General features: G+C 70.9%; 20 protein-coding genes, 1 tRNA gene and 1 riboswitch. Of the genes, 12 read left to right on the forward strand and 9 right to left on the reverse strand.

The features are described 5' to 3' along the window. Positions 1–42: 42 nt before the first annotated feature. The 3 genes from BLQ62_RS06380 to BLQ62_RS06390 form a co-directional block, all read right to left on the reverse strand. The gene (locus BLQ62_RS06380; protein WP_068532805.1) at positions 43–405 is read right to left on the reverse strand and encodes an NADH-quinone oxidoreductase subunit A; all 363 of its coding nucleotides are present in this window, start codon (positions 403–405) and stop codon (positions 43–45) included. A 140-nt stretch (positions 406–545) separates the two neighbouring features. Next, positions 546–941, reverse strand: a complete 396-nt coding sequence (locus BLQ62_RS06385) for a hypothetical protein (RefSeq protein WP_068566653.1) — start codon at positions 939–941, stop codon at positions 546–548. 28 nt (positions 942–969) lie between these two features. After that, complete coding sequence (locus BLQ62_RS06390; RefSeq protein WP_068566651.1) at positions 970–1,953, reverse strand: isopenicillin N synthase family dioxygenase; 984 nt, start codon at positions 1,951–1,953, stop codon at positions 970–972. Between the two features lie 151 nt (positions 1,954–2,104). Here BLQ62_RS06390 and eno point away from each other — a divergent pair, with 151 nt between their 5' ends. From eno to BLQ62_RS06415, 5 genes are all read left to right on the forward strand, one after another. Beyond that, the gene (eno, locus tag BLQ62_RS06395; protein WP_068532799.1) at positions 2,105–3,388 is read left to right on the forward strand and encodes a phosphopyruvate hydratase; all 1,284 of its coding nucleotides are present in this window, start codon (positions 2,105–2,107) and stop codon (positions 3,386–3,388) included. Positions 3,389–3,427: 39 nt separating this feature from the next. Then, positions 3,428–3,847: an FtsB family cell division protein gene (locus tag BLQ62_RS06400; RefSeq protein WP_068532796.1), complete on the forward strand. Its 420-nt coding sequence runs from the start codon at positions 3,428–3,430 to the stop codon at positions 3,845–3,847. Continuing rightward, positions 3,847–4,371, forward strand: a complete 525-nt coding sequence (locus tag BLQ62_RS06405) for a DUF501 domain-containing protein (RefSeq protein ID WP_068532793.1) — start codon at positions 3,847–3,849, stop codon at positions 4,369–4,371. Before BLQ62_RS06400 ends, BLQ62_RS06405 begins: the two co-directional genes overlap by 1 nt. Next, positions 4,368–5,330, forward strand: coding sequence for a Ppx/GppA phosphatase family protein (locus BLQ62_RS06410; RefSeq protein ID WP_115391389.1), 963 nt, complete (start codon positions 4,368–4,370; stop codon positions 5,328–5,330). Before BLQ62_RS06405 ends, BLQ62_RS06410 begins: the two co-directional genes overlap by 4 nt. A gap of 89 nt (positions 5,331–5,419) precedes the next feature. Then, complete coding sequence (locus BLQ62_RS06415) at positions 5,420–5,701, forward strand: Rossmann-fold NAD(P)-binding domain-containing protein (RefSeq protein WP_068532788.1); 282 nt, start codon at positions 5,420–5,422, stop codon at positions 5,699–5,701. 42 nt (positions 5,702–5,743) lie between these two features. Here BLQ62_RS06415 and BLQ62_RS06420 read toward each other — a convergent pair whose 3' ends face one another. Next, positions 5,744–6,058, reverse strand: a complete 315-nt coding sequence (locus BLQ62_RS06420; protein ID WP_068533684.1) for a DMT family transporter — start codon at positions 6,056–6,058, stop codon at positions 5,744–5,746. 18 nt (positions 6,059–6,076) lie between these two features. Continuing rightward, positions 6,077–6,140, reverse strand: a riboswitch (guanidine-III (ykkC-III) riboswitch). Positions 6,141–6,210: 70 nt separating this feature from the next. On the opposite strand from BLQ62_RS06420, the gene BLQ62_RS06425 reads away from it, so the two are divergent. Further along, positions 6,211–6,792 (forward strand): dihydrofolate reductase family protein, encoded by a 582-nt coding sequence (locus BLQ62_RS06425; protein ID WP_068566649.1) that lies wholly within the window; start codon positions 6,211–6,213, stop codon positions 6,790–6,792. 60 nt (positions 6,793–6,852) lie between these two features. Next, positions 6,853–7,830, forward strand: a complete 978-nt coding sequence (locus BLQ62_RS06430; protein WP_068532780.1) for a mechanosensitive ion channel family protein — start codon at positions 6,853–6,855, stop codon at positions 7,828–7,830. 7 nt (positions 7,831–7,837) lie between these two features. Here BLQ62_RS06430 and BLQ62_RS06435 read toward each other — a convergent pair whose 3' ends face one another. Continuing rightward, positions 7,838–8,212: a hypothetical protein gene (locus tag BLQ62_RS06435; protein WP_068566647.1), complete on the reverse strand. Its 375-nt coding sequence runs from the start codon at positions 8,210–8,212 to the stop codon at positions 7,838–7,840. Between the two features lie 116 nt (positions 8,213–8,328). Here BLQ62_RS06435 and BLQ62_RS06440 point away from each other — a divergent pair, with 116 nt between their 5' ends. Beyond that, the gene (locus BLQ62_RS06440; protein ID WP_068566645.1) at positions 8,329–8,895 is read left to right on the forward strand and encodes a dihydrofolate reductase family protein; all 567 of its coding nucleotides are present in this window, start codon (positions 8,329–8,331) and stop codon (positions 8,893–8,895) included. Between the two features lie 200 nt (positions 8,896–9,095). On the opposite strand, the gene BLQ62_RS23250 is transcribed toward BLQ62_RS06440, so the two are convergent. Together BLQ62_RS23250 and BLQ62_RS06445 are read right to left on the reverse strand one after the other, a co-directional pair. Next, positions 9,096–9,362 (reverse strand): hypothetical protein, encoded by a 267-nt coding sequence (locus tag BLQ62_RS23250; protein WP_139184167.1) that lies wholly within the window; start codon positions 9,360–9,362, stop codon positions 9,096–9,098. A 158-nt stretch (positions 9,363–9,520) separates the two neighbouring features. Then, positions 9,521–9,594: transfer RNA gene (locus tag BLQ62_RS06445), tRNA-Leu, on the reverse strand. 85 nt (positions 9,595–9,679) lie between these two features. On the opposite strand from BLQ62_RS06445, the gene BLQ62_RS06450 reads away from it, so the two are divergent. The 3 genes from BLQ62_RS06450 (at position 9,680) to BLQ62_RS06460 (ending at position 11,493) form a co-directional block, all read left to right on the forward strand. Beyond that, a complete protein-coding gene (locus BLQ62_RS06450) occupies positions 9,680–9,886 on the forward strand; it encodes an RNA polymerase subunit sigma-70 (protein WP_068524404.1) in 207 nt (68 codons plus the stop codon). A gap of 18 nt (positions 9,887–9,904) precedes the next feature. Continuing rightward, complete coding sequence (locus tag BLQ62_RS06455; protein WP_068532767.1) at positions 9,905–10,444, forward strand: Clp protease N-terminal domain-containing protein; 540 nt, start codon at positions 9,905–9,907, stop codon at positions 10,442–10,444. Positions 10,445–10,569: 125 nt separating this feature from the next. After that, complete coding sequence (locus tag BLQ62_RS06460) at positions 10,570–11,493, forward strand: Bax inhibitor-1/YccA family protein (protein ID WP_068566643.1); 924 nt, start codon at positions 10,570–10,572, stop codon at positions 11,491–11,493. Positions 11,494–11,556: 63 nt separating this feature from the next. Here BLQ62_RS06460 and BLQ62_RS06465 read toward each other — a convergent pair whose 3' ends face one another. Together BLQ62_RS06465 and BLQ62_RS06470 are read right to left on the reverse strand one after the other, a co-directional pair. Next, entirely contained in the window at positions 11,557–12,861 is a 1,305-nt protein-coding gene (locus BLQ62_RS06465) for a serine/threonine-protein kinase (RefSeq protein ID WP_068566641.1), read from the reverse strand. Between the two features lie 70 nt (positions 12,862–12,931). Next, positions 12,932–13,849: an SGNH/GDSL hydrolase family protein gene (locus tag BLQ62_RS06470; protein ID WP_068566639.1), complete on the reverse strand. Its 918-nt coding sequence runs from the start codon at positions 13,847–13,849 to the stop codon at positions 12,932–12,934. A 69-nt stretch (positions 13,850–13,918) separates the two neighbouring features. On the opposite strand from BLQ62_RS06470, the gene BLQ62_RS06475 reads away from it, so the two are divergent. Beyond that, positions 13,919–15,301 (forward strand): cystathionine beta-synthase, encoded by a 1,383-nt coding sequence (locus BLQ62_RS06475; protein ID WP_068532760.1) that lies wholly within the window; start codon positions 13,919–13,921, stop codon positions 15,299–15,301. The last annotated feature ends 5 nt before the right edge of the window (positions 15,302–15,306 follow it).

The following is a 15,306-nucleotide window of genomic DNA, read 5'->3' on the forward strand; positions in this document are numbered from 1 at the left end:
GCCGCACCTCCTTTCGGGTGCAGGCCTCCGTGATCATCCCGTTCAGTCCCACGACAGGCCTCCCCGGCGCCACTCGTAGGCGTACGCGACGGTGACGTTCACCAGGAACAGCGCCATCACCAGCAGTCCGTAGGTGCCGAGTACGTCGAAGTGCACGGCCCAGGGGTAGAGGAAGACGATCTCGATGTCGAAGATGATGAACAGCATCGCGGTCAGATAGAACTTCACCGGGAAGCGTCCGCCGCCGGAGCCGGGCGTGGGCGAGGGATCGATGCCGCACTCGTAGGCCTCGAGCTTGGCGCGGTTGATCCGGCGTGGACCCACGAAGCGGGCGACCCCCACCGAGAACACGGCGAAGGCGGCCGCGATCGCCCCCAGTACGAGGATGGGCACGTACAGGTTCACGGCGATGCTCCCTCCGCGGTGTGTGCGAAATCCCAGCCAGCAGAACCGGTTAGGCTCCCCTGAGTGAGGTTGTGAGCTGCATCACAACTATATGTCCTACGTCTGATCGGGGTGGGCTTTTGGGGCGAGCGTGTCTGATTTCAGAGCGTTGCGGTCGCGAGCAGCCGGCCGGCGGTCTCCGCGAGCTCGAACGGGTCGAGCGGGTGGCTGACCCAGGCGTCGGCCTGGGACCAGCGTGCCAACCAGCCGTCGGCGGTGCGGGCCGTGACGACCAGCAGCGGCGGGCACGGTTCGATCTCGTCGCGCACCTGCCGGGCCAGTCCCATCCCGCCCGCCGGGGCCGCCTCGCCGTCGAGGACCACGAGCGCGACGCCGCCCCCGTCGAGCCGGGCGAGGACCGCGGGCGCGGTCGCCGCCTCGAGGGTCGTGATGGGGGGTCTGTCCGGCGCGGGACGGGTGCCCAGGGCCGCGATGATCTCCGCGCGGTGCCGCGCGTTGGAGCTGTAGACGAGGACGAGCGGGGCTGCGCCGGTCATGGTCCCCACGATAGGGACGACGCCCGGGTTACGAAGCGGTTTGCGGGTAGTGCCGCGCGGCCACGTCGGGGTGCGCGCGCAACCTGCTCTTCCAGGCGTTCTCGCCGTAGGTGGCGAAGATCGGGTTGTCCGGGTCGACGGTGACGCCCGTGCGCAGCTCCGGCGGCAGGGGCAGGTGCGGCATCCGGGCGGTGACGGCGGGATTGAAGAAGTACGGCACGGAGATCCGGTCCGCGCCCGTGCGGCGGTTGCGCACACGGTGTTCGGTGGCGCGCAGGTAGCCGTCCGCCCCGACCTCGAGCATCTCGCCGATGTTGACGATGAACGCGCCGCGCAGCGGTGGGACGTCCACCCAGCCGTCGGCGCCCGGGGGTCGCACCTGCAGGCCCTCCGATGCGGGGTCCACGAGCAACAGGGTCAGCACGCCCGAGTCCTTGTGCGCGCCCACGCCCTGTTCGGAGTCGGTGCCCGCGGGGTAGCGCACGACCTTGATCAGGGTGGCCGGCTCCGTCGCGAAGGCCTCGTCGAAGACGTGCGGATCGGCGCCCAGGGACCGCGCCCAGGAGCGGAGCAGGGTCAGGGAGATGCGCGAGAGGTCCGCGTCCCAGCGCTCCATGACCTCCCGCAGCTCCGGGAGCGACGCGGGCCACTGGTTCGGGCCGAGCAGGTTCAGGTAGTCGGGCGCGTCCGGGTCCTCGCCCGACGGTGGCGGGTCATCCCGCCCCAGATCGATCTGTTCGCGCCAGTCGACCGCGCCGCGGGTGAGCTCGCCGCCGAGCCGGGTGTAGCCGCGGAAGTGCGGCGAATTGCTCATGGCGATGCCGTCCTTCTCGGCCTGCGGCAGCGCGAAGAAGGCGCGGGCCACGGCGAGCACCTCGTCGATCCGCTCGGGCGGGAGCCCGTGGCCGGTCAGGTAGAAGAAGCCCACGTCGTGCGCTGCAGCGCGGACGGCACCGTCGAACCGCGCGGGTTCGGTGTCGAGGAGGCCGAGGTCGAGCACCGGGATGGGCATGACCGCAGGGTAGCGCCGAGGGGCGGCGGTATGAGGAGATCCGATCGGTGTGATCGGGACTTCGTGCGCGCCGGGCTTCGCCTCGCGTGCACCGGGCACTAGGCTGGCTGCTGAATCACCCCCGAGCTCGGCCAGCGCAAAAGGAGAGACCGTGTCCGAAATCATCCAGGTGGGCGCCCGCGAGATCCTCGACTCCCGTGGCAACCCCACGGTCGAGGTCGAGATCGTGCTGGCCGACGGCAGCTTCGCCCGCGCGGCGGTGCCCTCGGGTGCGTCCACCGGTGAGCACGAGGCCGTGGAGCTCCGCGACGGTGGCGACCGCTACCTGGGCAAGGGCGTCACGAAGGCCGTCGAGGGCGTCCTCGAGGTCATCGCGCCCGAGGTCATCGGCATCCCGGCCGACGAGCAGCGCATCATCGACCAGACCCTGCTCGACCTGGACGGCACCCCGGACAAGAGCCGCCTGGGCGCCAACGCGCTGCTCGGCGTCTCGCTCGCCGCCGCGAAGGCCGCCGCCGACTCGGCCGCGCTGCCCCTCTTCCGCTACCTCGGCGGCCCGAACGCGCACATCCTTCCCGTGCCGATGATGAACATCCTCAACGGCGGCGCCCACGCGGACAGCGGCGTCGACGTGCAGGAGTTCATGGTCGCGCCGATCGGCGCCGAGACCTTCAAGGAGTCCCTGCGCTGGGGTGCCGAGGTCTACCACGCGCTGAAGTCGGTGCTCAAGAGCAAGGGCCTGAACACCGGCCTGGGCGACGAGGGCGGCTTCGCCCCGTCGGTCGCCGGCACCCGTGAGGCCCTGGACCTGATCTCCGAGGCGATCGCCAAGACCGGCCTCACCCTCGGCACCGACGTCGCGCTCGCGCTCGACGTGGCCGCCACCGAGTTCTACACGCCCGAGGGCTACAAGTTCGAGGGCAAGGTGCTCAGCGCCGCCGAGATGGGCGAGTTCTACCGCGGCCTGGTCGGCGAGTTCCCGCTGGTCTCCATCGAGGACCCGCTCTCGGAGGACGACTGGGAGGGCTGGGTCGACCTCACCGACGCCATCGGGGACAAGGTGCAGCTCGTCGGCGACGACCTGTTCGTCACCAACCCCGAGCGCCTCGAGGACGGCATCGCGCGCGGCGCCGCCAACGCGCTCCTGGTGAAGGTCAACCAGATCGGCACCCTCACCGAGACGCTGGACGCCGTCGCGCTCGCGCACAACAACGGCTACAAGTCGATGATGAGCCACCGCTCGGGCGAGACCGAGGACACCACCATCGCCGACCTCGCGGTCGCCGTGGGCAGCGGCCAGATCAAGACCGGCGCCCCGGCGCGGTCGGAGCGCGTCGCCAAGTACAACCAGCTGCTGCGCATCGAGGAGGAGCTGGGCGACGCCGCGCGCTACGCCGGCGACACCGCCTTCCCGCGCTTCGAGTTCACCAGCTGACCGCAGTAGTACATCGAGAGTCGAAGGAGCACAGCCGAAGTGAGCAGTAGGTCCCGCCTCGTGCGCAGCCCGTCGGGCGGTGGCGCCCGCGCGGAGGGTCGGAGCGCGGGGCGGACCGTCGTGCTGTTCCTCGTGCTGTGCGTCCTCGCCCTCACCCTCGCCGTGCCGGTGCGGACCTACATGTCCGAGCAGGCGCGCGAGGAGAAAGTGGCGGCCGAGCACGCCCAGTTGCTCGCCGACATCGCGCGGCTCGAGGACCAGAAGCGGCTGCAGGACGATCCGGAGTACATCAAGGCGGAGGCCCGGATCCGGCTGCAGTACGTGATGCCGGGGGAGACGCCGTACCGGGTGCAGACGCCGGGGGCCCCGAAGCCCACGCCGGAGCAGATCGAGGCCGAGCAGGCCAAGCAGAACCCCTGGTACACCAATGTCTGGCGCACGATCGCGGTGCCGCACTGATGAGTGACGCAGTCGACCAGGCGGACCTGGACCGTGTCGCCGCGCAGCTGGGGCGCGCCCCGCGCGGCGTCCTCGCCATCGCGTACCGCACCCCCGACGGTGAACCCGCCGTGGTCAAGACCGCGCCGCGGTTGCCCGACGGGACGCCGTTCCCCACGCTCTACTACCTGACGGACCCGCGGCTCACCGCCGAGGCCAGCCGCCAGGAGAGCGCCGGCGTCATGCGGGAGATGGAGGCGCTGCTCGCCTCCGACGAATCGATCGCCGAGAACTACCGCGCGGCGCACCGGCACTACCTCGAATCCCGCAACGCCCTAGAGGATCTCGGGACCGACTTCACCGGCGGCGGCATGCCGGACCGCGTGAAGTGCCTGCACGTGCTCATCGCCTACGCCCTCGCCGAGGGGCCGGGCGTCGTCCGCCTGGGCGACGAGGCCGTCGCGCTCGCCGCCGCGGCCGGCTTGCGCGGCAGCGCGATCCCCGCCGACTGGCCGGAGCCGCAGTTCCCCTGGGGTGGTGAGTGAGTCCCCTGGTCGTCGCGGCGATCGACTGCGGTACCAACAGCATCCGCCTGTACGTCGCCCGCGCCACCGAGGCGGGGCTGGTGGAGCTGCACCGCGAGATGCGGATCGTCCGGCTCGGCCAGGGGGTCGACGCGACCGGTGAGTTCGCCGCCGAGGCGCTCGAGCGGGTGCGAGTCGCCCTCGACGACTACGTCGCCACGGCGAGGGAACTCGGTGCCACCCGCGTGCGCATGGTCGCCACCTCCGCCGCCCGCGACGTCGCCAACCGCGACGTCTTCTTCGCCCTGACGGAGGCCGCGCTGGCCGCGATCACGCCCGGTGCCCGCGCCGAGGTGATCGCCGGAACCGAGGAGGCCGAGCTCTCCTACCTCGGCGCGACCGTCGGCCTCGCGGCGGCCGACCCGACCCTCGTCGTGGACCTCGGCGGTGGCTCCACCGAACTCGTCGTCGGCTCGGACGGCGCCGTCGCGCACGCCTTCTCGGCCGATATCGGCTGCGTCCGGATCACCGAGCGCGCGCTGCACTCCGACCCGCCGACCGCGGCCGAGATCGCGACGGCGACCGGTCACATCGACGCCGCCCTCGACGAGGCGACCGGCGTCGTCCCGCTCGACGGGGTGCGGACCTGGATCGGCGTGGCCGGCACCTTCACCACGCTCGCCGCGCTGGCGCACGGCCTCTCCGAGTACGACCCCGCCCTGATCCACGGCTCGCGGGTGCCGCTCGACGACCTGACCGCGCTGTGCCACCGGCTCCTCGGCATGACCTCCGCCGAGCGCCTCGCCCTGGGGCCCATGCATCCCGGCCGCGCCGACGTCATCGGCGGCGGCGCGCTGGTGGCGCTGCGGCTGGCCGCGCGCCTCGGCGCCGTCGGCGTGACCGAACTGGTGGTCTCCGAACACGACATCCTCGACGGTGTGGCCATGGGGCTCGCCGCCGTACCCGTCGCCGGGAATTAACGCACTGTTGACGAATTGACAGCCTCTCGGCAGCGCGCGAAGAGGTTTCGTCGCCTAACGTTACGGGCGTACGGCGAAGGGAGTCGGAAATGAAGAACGTTGCTGCAGAGGGCGTCATCGTGGTGCTGGACGGCACGGACGCGACCGCCCGGATGGTGAGTGACCTCGCGTGTTCCGGAACCCGCGTGACCGCGGTGGGATCGAACTTCCGCGACGTGGTCTCGGTTCTGTCGGGCGATGTCTACGCCCTGGTCGCGGATCTCACCGATCCGGAGCAGTGGGAGACGGCGGTACGTCGCGCGGAGGCGCGCCACGGCACCGTCGCCGAGGTGCTCGATCCGGCCGGCCTGCTGGCCGCCCGCGCCGCCTGACACCGGTGCGGCCGGGACCGGCCCGGCCGCACCGATGCGAGGTCAGTGCGCGAGCTTGAGCCCGACGACCCCGCCCACGATGGCGATGATGCAGACGATCTTGATCAGCGAGGTGGTCTCCTCGCCGGTCGCCATCGCGTAGACGACGGTCAGTGTGGCGCCGATGCCGACCCAGACCGCGTACGCGGTGCCCGTCGGCAGATCCCGCATGGCGTAGGCCAGCCCGGCCATGCTGGCGACCAGGGCGACGCCGAAGACGATCGACGGGGTGAGCTTGGAGAAGCCCTCGGACTTACCGAGTGCGGTGGCCCAGACGGCTTCGAGCACACCGGAGATGATCAGAACGATCCATGCCATGATGCGAACCTCCTCAGGTTCACACCGTCTTTTCGCTCGCCGGGTACGGTGCGCCTCGTCCGGATGTCTTTCGCGACGCACCCGAGATTACCGGACCCCGTGCGAGGGGCAAGGCCTGGTGACGCATCTGACCCGCGCACTACTGTGGGCGCATGACGCGCGAACTGGTGTACACGGGCTTCATCACGCTCGACGGCGTGGCCGACTCGCCCGGCGGGACCGTCGAGGGCCATCGCAGCGGCGGCTGGGTCGCGCGGCACGACTTCCTCCCGGAGGCCTTCTCGCTCAAGGGCGAGGAACTGGGGGAGACCACCGCGCTGCTGTTCGGCCGGCGCAGCTACGAGGCGTTCGGCGCGGTGTGGCCGCAGTCCGAGGACCATGCGGCCTACCACGACCTGCCGAAGTACATCGCGTCCAGCACGATCGGCGAGGGCGACCTCGTCGAGGGCTGGGGCGACACCACGATCCTGCGGTCCACGCAGGACGTCGCCGCGCTGAAACAGACCGACGGCGGCTCGATCTTCATCCACGGCAGTGCGGAGCTCGCCCGCAACCTCGCCGACGCCGGACTGATCGACCGGTACAACCTCCTCGTCTTCCCGTACCTTCTCGGCGCGGGCAAGAGCATCTTCGGGCGCGCGGATCGCGAGGCCACCGCGCTGCGCCTGCGCGAATCGCAGGCCTACCCCAACGGCGTGCTCAAGGTGATCTACGACGTGATGCACGAACACTGATGAGCCCAGCCCCCGTTGCGGGAACTTGCGCCTCACGCCAGCGTCCGTAACGTCGGGGACATGTCCGATCTAGCTCTTCCCTTCAGTGTGTCGGGGCAGCAGTGGCTGATCCACAAACCGTTGGAGATCGGCCTGTACGTCGTCCTGGCGGTGGTCCTGCGCTACGTGCTGCACCGCGCGATCGACCGGCTCGTCCGCGGCAACCGGCGCGACGACGCCTCTCCGCCACGGCGATTCGGGCTCGGCAGGCTGAGCAGTCGGTTCAGCGGCACCCGGCTGTCGACGGTGCGTCGACGCACTGTCGACGATCCCGCGAAGATGCAGCGCGACCGCGAGGCCCGGGCCCGACGGGCGCAGCGGGCCGAGACGATCGGCTCGGTGCTCAAGTCCGCGGTCTCGTTCCTGGTGCTGATCTGGGTGGTCATCCAGTCGCTGGCCATCCTCGGCGTGAACGTCGCGCCGCTGATCGCCTCCGCCGGCGTCGTGGGCGTGGCCCTGGGCTTCGGCGCGCAGAACCTGGTGCGCGACTTCATCTCCGGCATCTTCATGCTGATCGAGGACCAGTACGGCGTCGGCGACGTCGTCGACCTCGGCGAGGTGACCGGCACCGTCGAGACGGTGGGTATGCGGATCACGACGGTGCGCGACGTGCAGGGCACGCTCTGGTACGTCCGCAACGGGGAGATCATGCGGGTCGCCAACTTCAGTCAGGACTACGCGGTGGCGTTCCTGCAACTGCCCATCTCGTACTCCGCCGACGTCGACCTCGCCTGCCGCGTCGCCCTCGAGGCGGCCCTGGAGGCGGTGGGTGAGGAGCCGCTCTCCGACGACGTGCTCGGCTCCCCGGACATGCTGGGCGTCGACGGTGCCACCGCCGACCGGGTCAGCATCCGCCTGACGGTGCGGGTGCGTGCGAACCGGCAATGGGCCGTCGAGCGCGAGCTGCGCCGCAGGATCCTGCGCGCCTTCGACGAGCACGACATCGCCCCGCCGTACCGCAGTGGACTGCCGGTGGCGGCCGTCGCGGCGGCGGAGTAGCCGCGGGTCACACGGGCCGGATCGCGCGGTGCTCCGCGCACTGCCAGCAGTCGTAGGCGGTCTCCGCGTCCGGGACGTCGTTCGCGGCGCCGCACCGAGGGCAGGTGAATCGCCGCCTGCCCTCGGCGACCGGTCGCACGTCGTTCGACCCGGCCGGGACCGGCCGTCCGCGGAACTCGCGCGGGGCGATCAGCGCGAAGCCGGGACCGAGCGGGCCGAGGAAGAAGAACGTCACGAAGAAGAACGCTGCGATACTGCGGCCGCGGTGTTCGGCGATCATCGCCGCGACCGTCGCGCTGATGAACCACACGGCGACGAGCACGACCAGCGTCGTGGTGGTCAGTGTCGCGAAAGCGGCGTCGACGTCGTCGGTGACTTCCATGTCTCCTCCTCCAGGCCCTCTGTCGAGGAATCTTCGCGCGCAGTCCTCCCGTCCGGACGGAAACGGTGGACAATGCAGGTGATCGAGAAGTCGACGACGAGGTGGGTGAAGCGCCGATGCGCAGCGTGACCTATTCCCTGAGCACGTCGGCGGACGGATACATCACCAGCCCGGACGGTTCCCTGGACTGGGGCGCCCCCGACAAGGAGGTGTTCCGGTTCGCGACCGACGAGGTGCGCGGGCTCGCGGTGCACCTGATGGGGCGGCGGCTCTACGAGACGATGCTCTACTGGGAGGACGCGGAGGAGACGCAGCCGCTCGACGATGATGAGCGCGTCTTCGCCCGGGTGTGGAACGCGCTGCCGAAGGTGGTCTTCTCCACGACGCTCACCGAGGTCCGAGGAGCGAACACCCGGCTCGCGGCCGGCGGTCTCGGTGACGAGATCGCCCGGCTGCGTGCCGAACCGGGGGAGGGGAACATCGGTGTCGGCGGTGCCGGGCTGGCCGCCGAGGCCGCTCGGATCGGGGCACTCGACGAGTACCGCGTGCGGGTGTATCCGGTCCTACTCGGCGGCGGGATCCCCTACTTCCCGCAGCACGGCGTGACCACCGCGCTCGAGCGAATCGGTGGTCGGTCCTTCGAGTGCGGCGTGGACTTCGTTCACTACCGCGTCCTGCACTGATCTCAGCGATCTTCCGCCGACGAAGCTGGCGTCGAGAGCCGGGCGCGGGGTCAGACGGCGATGAGGAGCAGCCAAGCGAAACAGATCAGAAGGGCGAAGCCGGACAGGATCATCCCCGCGATCGCTGCGCCCTTCGGCGGTCTGGTCATGCCGATTCCGGAGAGCAGCAGACCGATGGGCGCCAGGAGCCAGGCGATCAATCAGATCACGGGGATGAACGAGAAGAGCAACGCGGTGAAGCCGATGACCAGACCTGCCACACCGGCGGAGTTGCTGGGGGCGGCCACCTGGGTCACCACGATCTGGTGGGGAGTGAAGCCGTATTGGATCGGCGTCGGGTATCCCCGTGGAGGTTGTCCGGGGGCGTAGTAGGGCGGGGGCGCGTAGGGGCCGGATTCGAGCGGAGAACGCTGGGTGTGCGGTGATCCTGGGTGTTGGTCGGGGTTGGTCATCGGTGCTCCGGTCATGATCAAAGCGTGTGAACAGAGCGTCGAGTGGGCGACGCTGAGCCGACTGGGGGTGGGTGAAGGCGCTTCGGTCGCGCAATCCTATGCGGACGAACGGGTTTGATTGCTCGGTTTCGCAACACCTCGGTCGCGCGCGGAGGTGGGCGCTCTGCGATCGGTGCCCCCAGTCGGGCTCGAACCGACACTGCGCGGATTTTAAGTCCGCTGCCTCTGCCAATTGGGCTATGGGGGCGCGTGGGGAAGCGTAGCGTGCGGCGCACCGTCGAACCTGTCAACATGCGTTGACACCCCGACCGTGTCAACGTAGATTGACAGGTGTGAGCTCACCACCCACTCTCGTCGGATCGGCGGCATCGGAGGACCCTGCGGAGGGGCTCCGCGCCGTCGTCGCACTGCGGAAGCTGGCCGATCAACTCGAGGCGGTCCAGGTGTCCAACGCTCGGAATCTCGGCTGGTCCTGGCAGGACATCGCGGAACACCTCGCGGTCAGTCGCCAAGCGGTGCACAAGAAGTACGGCAAGTAAGCCGGGAACAGGACTGCTGTGTTCGAACGGTTCACCAAGAGCGCCCGCGTCGCGGTCGTGCTCGCCCAGGAGGAGGCGCGCGACAGCGGCGCCGACAAGATCACCCCCACCCACCTGCTGCTCGGCGTGCTCGGCACCGTCGACGGTCCGCTGCAGCACGAGTTGGGCGACGTCGGCCTGACGCCCGATGCGGTGCGTGCCTCCGCGGCCGGCCGCGTGCTCACCGACAAGGACGCCGAGGCGCTGCGCGGCATCGGCATCGATGTGGGCGCCGTCGCGGACGCCGTGCAGCGCCGCTTCGGCGCCGACATCCTGCGACCGATCCGCAAGCGCTTCCGCGCGGGTCACATCCCGTTCGATCCCGCGTCGAAGAAGACGCTGCAGCTCGCGGTGCGAGAGGCCGCCAACCGCAAGGACCGCAGCATCGAGAGCGCGCACATGCTGCTCGGCGTGCTCCGCAGCGATGACGCCGACTCGCTGACGGCGGTGGAGTCGGTCGTGCCCCGCGACGAGCTGCGGCGGCGGCTGTACGCGCTGCTCGATCGACCCGCGGCGTAAGCCACCTGCGTTCGCGGCGAGAACTGGTTAAGCTGTTCGTAAAGAACGTCGCAGAATCGGGAACGCAATCGCGGACCCGAGCGTTGAACAGTACGTAGGTGCACGACCAGGGAAAGGACCCCACAGTGCGCGAGAGCAGCAACCCGATCTTCCGCGGGCTGACCAAGGAGACCCGTCAGCAGACGCCCGCGGGCTATCAGCAGCAGGGTTACCCCCAGCAGGGCTACGGTCAGCAGCAGGGATACCCGCAGGGCATGAACCTCGGGATGGGTGCCGCGGGCGCCGCCCAGGGCATGCAGTTCCAGCAGTACCAGCAGCCGCCGCAGGCTCCGTACCAGCAGGGTGCGGCCTCCGGCACCATGACCATCGACGACGTGGTCACCAAGACCGGCGCCACCCTCGCCACGCTCATCGCCTTCGCGGTGGCGGCGTACGCGCTCGTCGCCGGTGGCATCGTCTCCGCGATGCCGCTCCTCCTCGTCGGCGGCATCGGCGGCTTCGTGCTGGTGATGATCGCCAGCTTCGGCCGCAAGCAGGACAACCCGGCCATCGTGCTGTCGTACGCGGCGCTCGAGGGTCTGTTCGTCGGCTCGATCTCGTTCGTCTTCGCGAACTACATGGTCAGCGGTGTCAGTGCCGGCGCCCTCATCGGCCAGGCGGTGCTCGCCTCGATCGGCGTGTTCATCGGCATGCTCGTGGTCTACAAGACCGGCGCCATCCGCGTGACCCCGCGCTTCACCCGCATGCTCTTCGCGGCCATGATCGGCGTGCTGGTCCTGGCTCTGGGCAACCTGGTGATCGCCCTGGTCACCGGTGGCGACTCGAACCCGCTGCGCGGCGGCGGCACCCTCGCGATCATCTTCTCGCTGGTGTGCATCGCGATCGCGGCGTTCAGCTTCCTGCTGGACTTCGACCAGGCGGATCAGCTGATCCGCGCCGGCGCACCGTCGAAGGCGGCGTGGGGCGTGGCCCTGGGCCTGACCGTCACCCTGGTGTGGCTGTACGTCGAGATCCTGCGCTTGCTGAGCTACTTCTACAGCAACGACTAGTAGTACCTCGTCCGAACGCCCCGCAGCCCATGGCTGCGGGGCGTTCGTCGTCTGCGACCCGAGTCAGGAGAAGGCGAGGCGGACCGCACCGTCGAACCCGGCGGTCCCGGGTGCGGGGTCCTGCGCCGTGACCACCGCGTCGTCGCGTGCGGCGGCATCGTCGATCACGTACTCCAGGCCGCTCGCGGAGGCGCGCTCCGACGCCTGGAGGAGCGTCAGTCCGGCGAAGTCGGGCACGGTCCGCTCGGACGGCGCGGGCGCGGTCACCGCCGGCCGGTCCACCGCCGCGTCGGCCGATCGGGTCCGTTCGCTCGCGGTGACGACCGCAGCACCGAGCCCGGCGACGCATGCGAGTCCCACGGCGATCACCGCGAGCCTGCGCAGGGTGCGCCGGCGCCCGCCGCGTCGGGACGACGGTGCCGCGGCCCCCTGCGGAGCGGGGCCCGAGGGAGCGTCGCCGCCCGGACGCCGGAGCGTGGGAACCCGCGGGCCGGGCACGTGTGGGATCGGCGGGCGCGGCACACGCGTGACCGCCTCGCTCAGGGCCGCCGCGAACGCGCCGGCCGTCGGGTAGCGAGCGGCGGGCGCGGGGCTCAGGCCCCGGCGCAGGACCGCCGCCACCTGCGGCGGAACCGGGGCGCCGCGCACCGTCGGCGGAGGGAAGTGCCCCGCGAGCTGCGCGGCGAGCACGTCCGACCGTTCACCCCGGAACGGTGGCATCCCGGTGAGCAGTGTCGTGGCGGTCGCGGCGAGGCTGTAGAGATCCGAGCGGTGGTCGCACCCCTCGCCGGTGAGCACCTCGGGCGCCGCGTAGCCCACCGTTCCCAGGGCGATGCCCGCCGCGGTGATCCCGGCCGGCCGGTCCAGCGCCTTGGCGATCCCGAAGTCCGCGACCTTGACCCGCCGGACCGTGCGATCGGCGGTCACCAGGATGTTGTCCGGCTTGATGTCGCGATGCACGACGCGGTGCTCGGCCCACGCGTAGTCCAGGGCGGAGGCGACGGCGCGGATCACGGTCACGACGTCGCACGCCGGCATCGGGCCGCGGCGGGCGAGATCACCGGCGGTGCTGCCGTCGACGTACTCCATCGCGATCCACGGGCGGCCGCCGACGCGACCCCGGTCGTGGATCGCGACGATGTTGGGGTGGGCCAGCCGGGCCAGCAGTCCGGCCTCCTGACCGAACCGGGCCAGCGCGTCCGAGCCCGACGGGGCCGCGCCGGCCCGCAGCAACTTCACCGCGTCGACGCGGGGCAGGCGGGGATGACGGACGAGGAAGACCTCGCCCATCCCGCCCGACCCCAGGCGACGGACCACGGTGTACTCGCCGATCCGGTGCAGGCGATGGGTCGGTGTCTCGGTGCGCACCCGACCGATGCTGCGGCGCTGCGGTCGCGGCGGCGTCGTCGCCGTGTCGCAGCCGCGTCGCGATCCGGCGTCAGTCCCGGCGCAGGGCGCGGGCGAGGCGCACCGTCAGGCGGTTGGCGTCCGCGGCCTCGGAGACCTCCGGCGGGGAGGGGAGCGGCCCGTGCCATTCCCCGAGCGTCGCGAGCACCTCGGGGAGCAGCAGGCGGGCCGCGAGCTCGTAGCCCGCATCCGACGGATGGAAGTTGTCCGGCGAGAACATCCGGTCGGGTGCCTCGAGGAACTCGGGCGTCAGGGTGTCGGCGAAGGGCACGGGATGCCCGCCGGCGGCGAGCACGTGGGCGCGCTGCCGCGCCGCGAGCTGGAGCCCGTAGCGGCGGATCACCGAGCGCAGCGGCTGCGGGATCGCCTGCACCACGCCGATGTCCGGGCACGTGCCCACGACGACCTCCGCGCCCGCACCGCGCAGCTGCGCCACCGCCGCGCCGAGCCGCCGGGCCGAGGGCTCGATCGCGTTGAGCGCCGTCACGTCGTTCGCGCCGACGATGATCACCGCCACGTCCGGGATCTGCTTGGCGATGAACGCCGCCTCGATCTGGGCGGCCAGCCCCTTGGACGTCGCGCCGACGATCGCCTTCACCGCGAGCCGCACCGTGCGCCCCGTCTCCGCCACCACGCCGCGCGCGAGCAGCACGCCGGGCGTGTGCTCGGCATCGTCGACCCCGAGGCCCGCCGCCGTGGAGTCCCCGAAGACCATCAGGCTCACGTCCGCCGGGTGCGCCGGCCCGGGCCGTTCGACGACGGTGGTGCCGGGGGAGTAGATCCCGTCCTTCGACGGTGCCTTGTCGGTGCGGTGGGGGATGACGGTGCGCGCCGTGCGCGCCTGCTTGGTCAGCAGCGCGTAGGCGCCCCAGGTGGCTCCGGCGCCGCTGACGGCGGCGGCCGAGGTGTACAGCGCGTCACGGGCGAGCCGGTTTCGGGAGTACCCCATACCTCCAATCTAGACGGGCAGGCCCGGACCGGCCGAGAGGCGTACCGAGCGCTCTGGGACGATGGAGGCATGCGTATCGCAGGACACGTCAGCGAGTTGATCGGCGACACCCCACTGGTGCGACTCAACTCCGTGGTGAAGCCCGGATCCGGCCTGGTCGCGGCCAAGATCGAGTACCTCAACCCCGGCGGGTCCAGCAAGGACCGGATCGCGGTGAAGATGATCGACGCCGCGGAGGAGTCGGGCGAGCTCAAGCCCGGCGGCACCATCGTCGAGCCCACGTCGGGCAACACCGGCGTCGGCCTCGCGATCGTCGCGCAGCAGCGCGGCTACAAGTGCGTCTTCGTCTGCCCGGACAAGGTCAGCGAGGACAAGCGCAACGTACTCAAGGCCTACGGCGCCGAGGTCGTCGTGTGCCCGACCGCCGTCGCGCCCGAGCACCCGGACTCCTACTACAACGTCTCCGACCGGCTCACCCGGGAGATCCCCGGCGCCTGGAAGCCGAACCAGTACTCCAACCCCAACGGCCCCGCCTCGCACTACGAGACCACCGGCCCCGAGATCTGGCGCGACACCGAGGGCACGGTCACGCACTTCGTGGCAGGCGTCGGCACCGGCGGCACCATCACCGGCACCGGCCGCTACCTCAAGGAGGTCTCCGGCGGGAAGGTCAAGGTGATCGGCGCCGATCCCGAGGGCTCCGTCTACTCCGGCGGCACCGGCCGCCCGTACCTCGTCGAGGGCGTGGGCGAGGACTTCTGGCCCACCGCCTACGACCCCGACATCCCCGACGAGATCATCGCCGTCTCCGACGCCGATTCCTTCGAGATGACCCGCCGCCTGGCCCGCGAGGAGGGCCTGCTCGTCGGCGGCTCCTGCGGCATGGCCGTCGTCGCCGCGCTGCGCGTCGCCGAGCGCGACCCCGACGCCGTCGTCGTCGTGCTGCTGCCCGACGGTGGCCGCGGCTACCTGTCGAAGATCTTCAACGACAAGTGGATGAGCAGCTACGGCTTCCTGCGCGCCCCGCTGGATCCGAAGGAGCAGGAGGCCCTCGTCGGCGACATCCTGCGCGGCAAGAAGGGCGAGCTGCCCGATCTGGTGCACACGCACCCGTCGGAGACGATCCGCGACGCCATCGAGATCCTCGCCGAGTACAACGTCTCGCAGATGCCGGTGGTGGGCGCTGAGCCGCCGATCATGGCCGGAGAGGTGGCCGGCGCGGTGACCGAGCGCGAGCTGCTCTCGGCCGTGTTCGAGGGGCGCGCCGAGCTGGCCGACCCCGTCAGCAAGCACATGGGCCCCGCGTTCCCGCTCATCGGCGCGGGCGAGCCGCTCTCGGCCGCCAACGCCGCGCTCCGCGAGTCGGACGCCCTCATGGTGATCGACGACGGCAAGCCCGTCGGCGTCATCACCCGGCACGACGTGCTGAACTTCCTCTCCCACGGCAAGTAGAAGGG

The organism is Tsukamurella pulmonis (assembly GCF_900103175.1).
Classification (GTDB): Bacteria; Actinomycetota; Actinomycetes; order Mycobacteriales; family Mycobacteriaceae; genus Tsukamurella; species Tsukamurella pulmonis.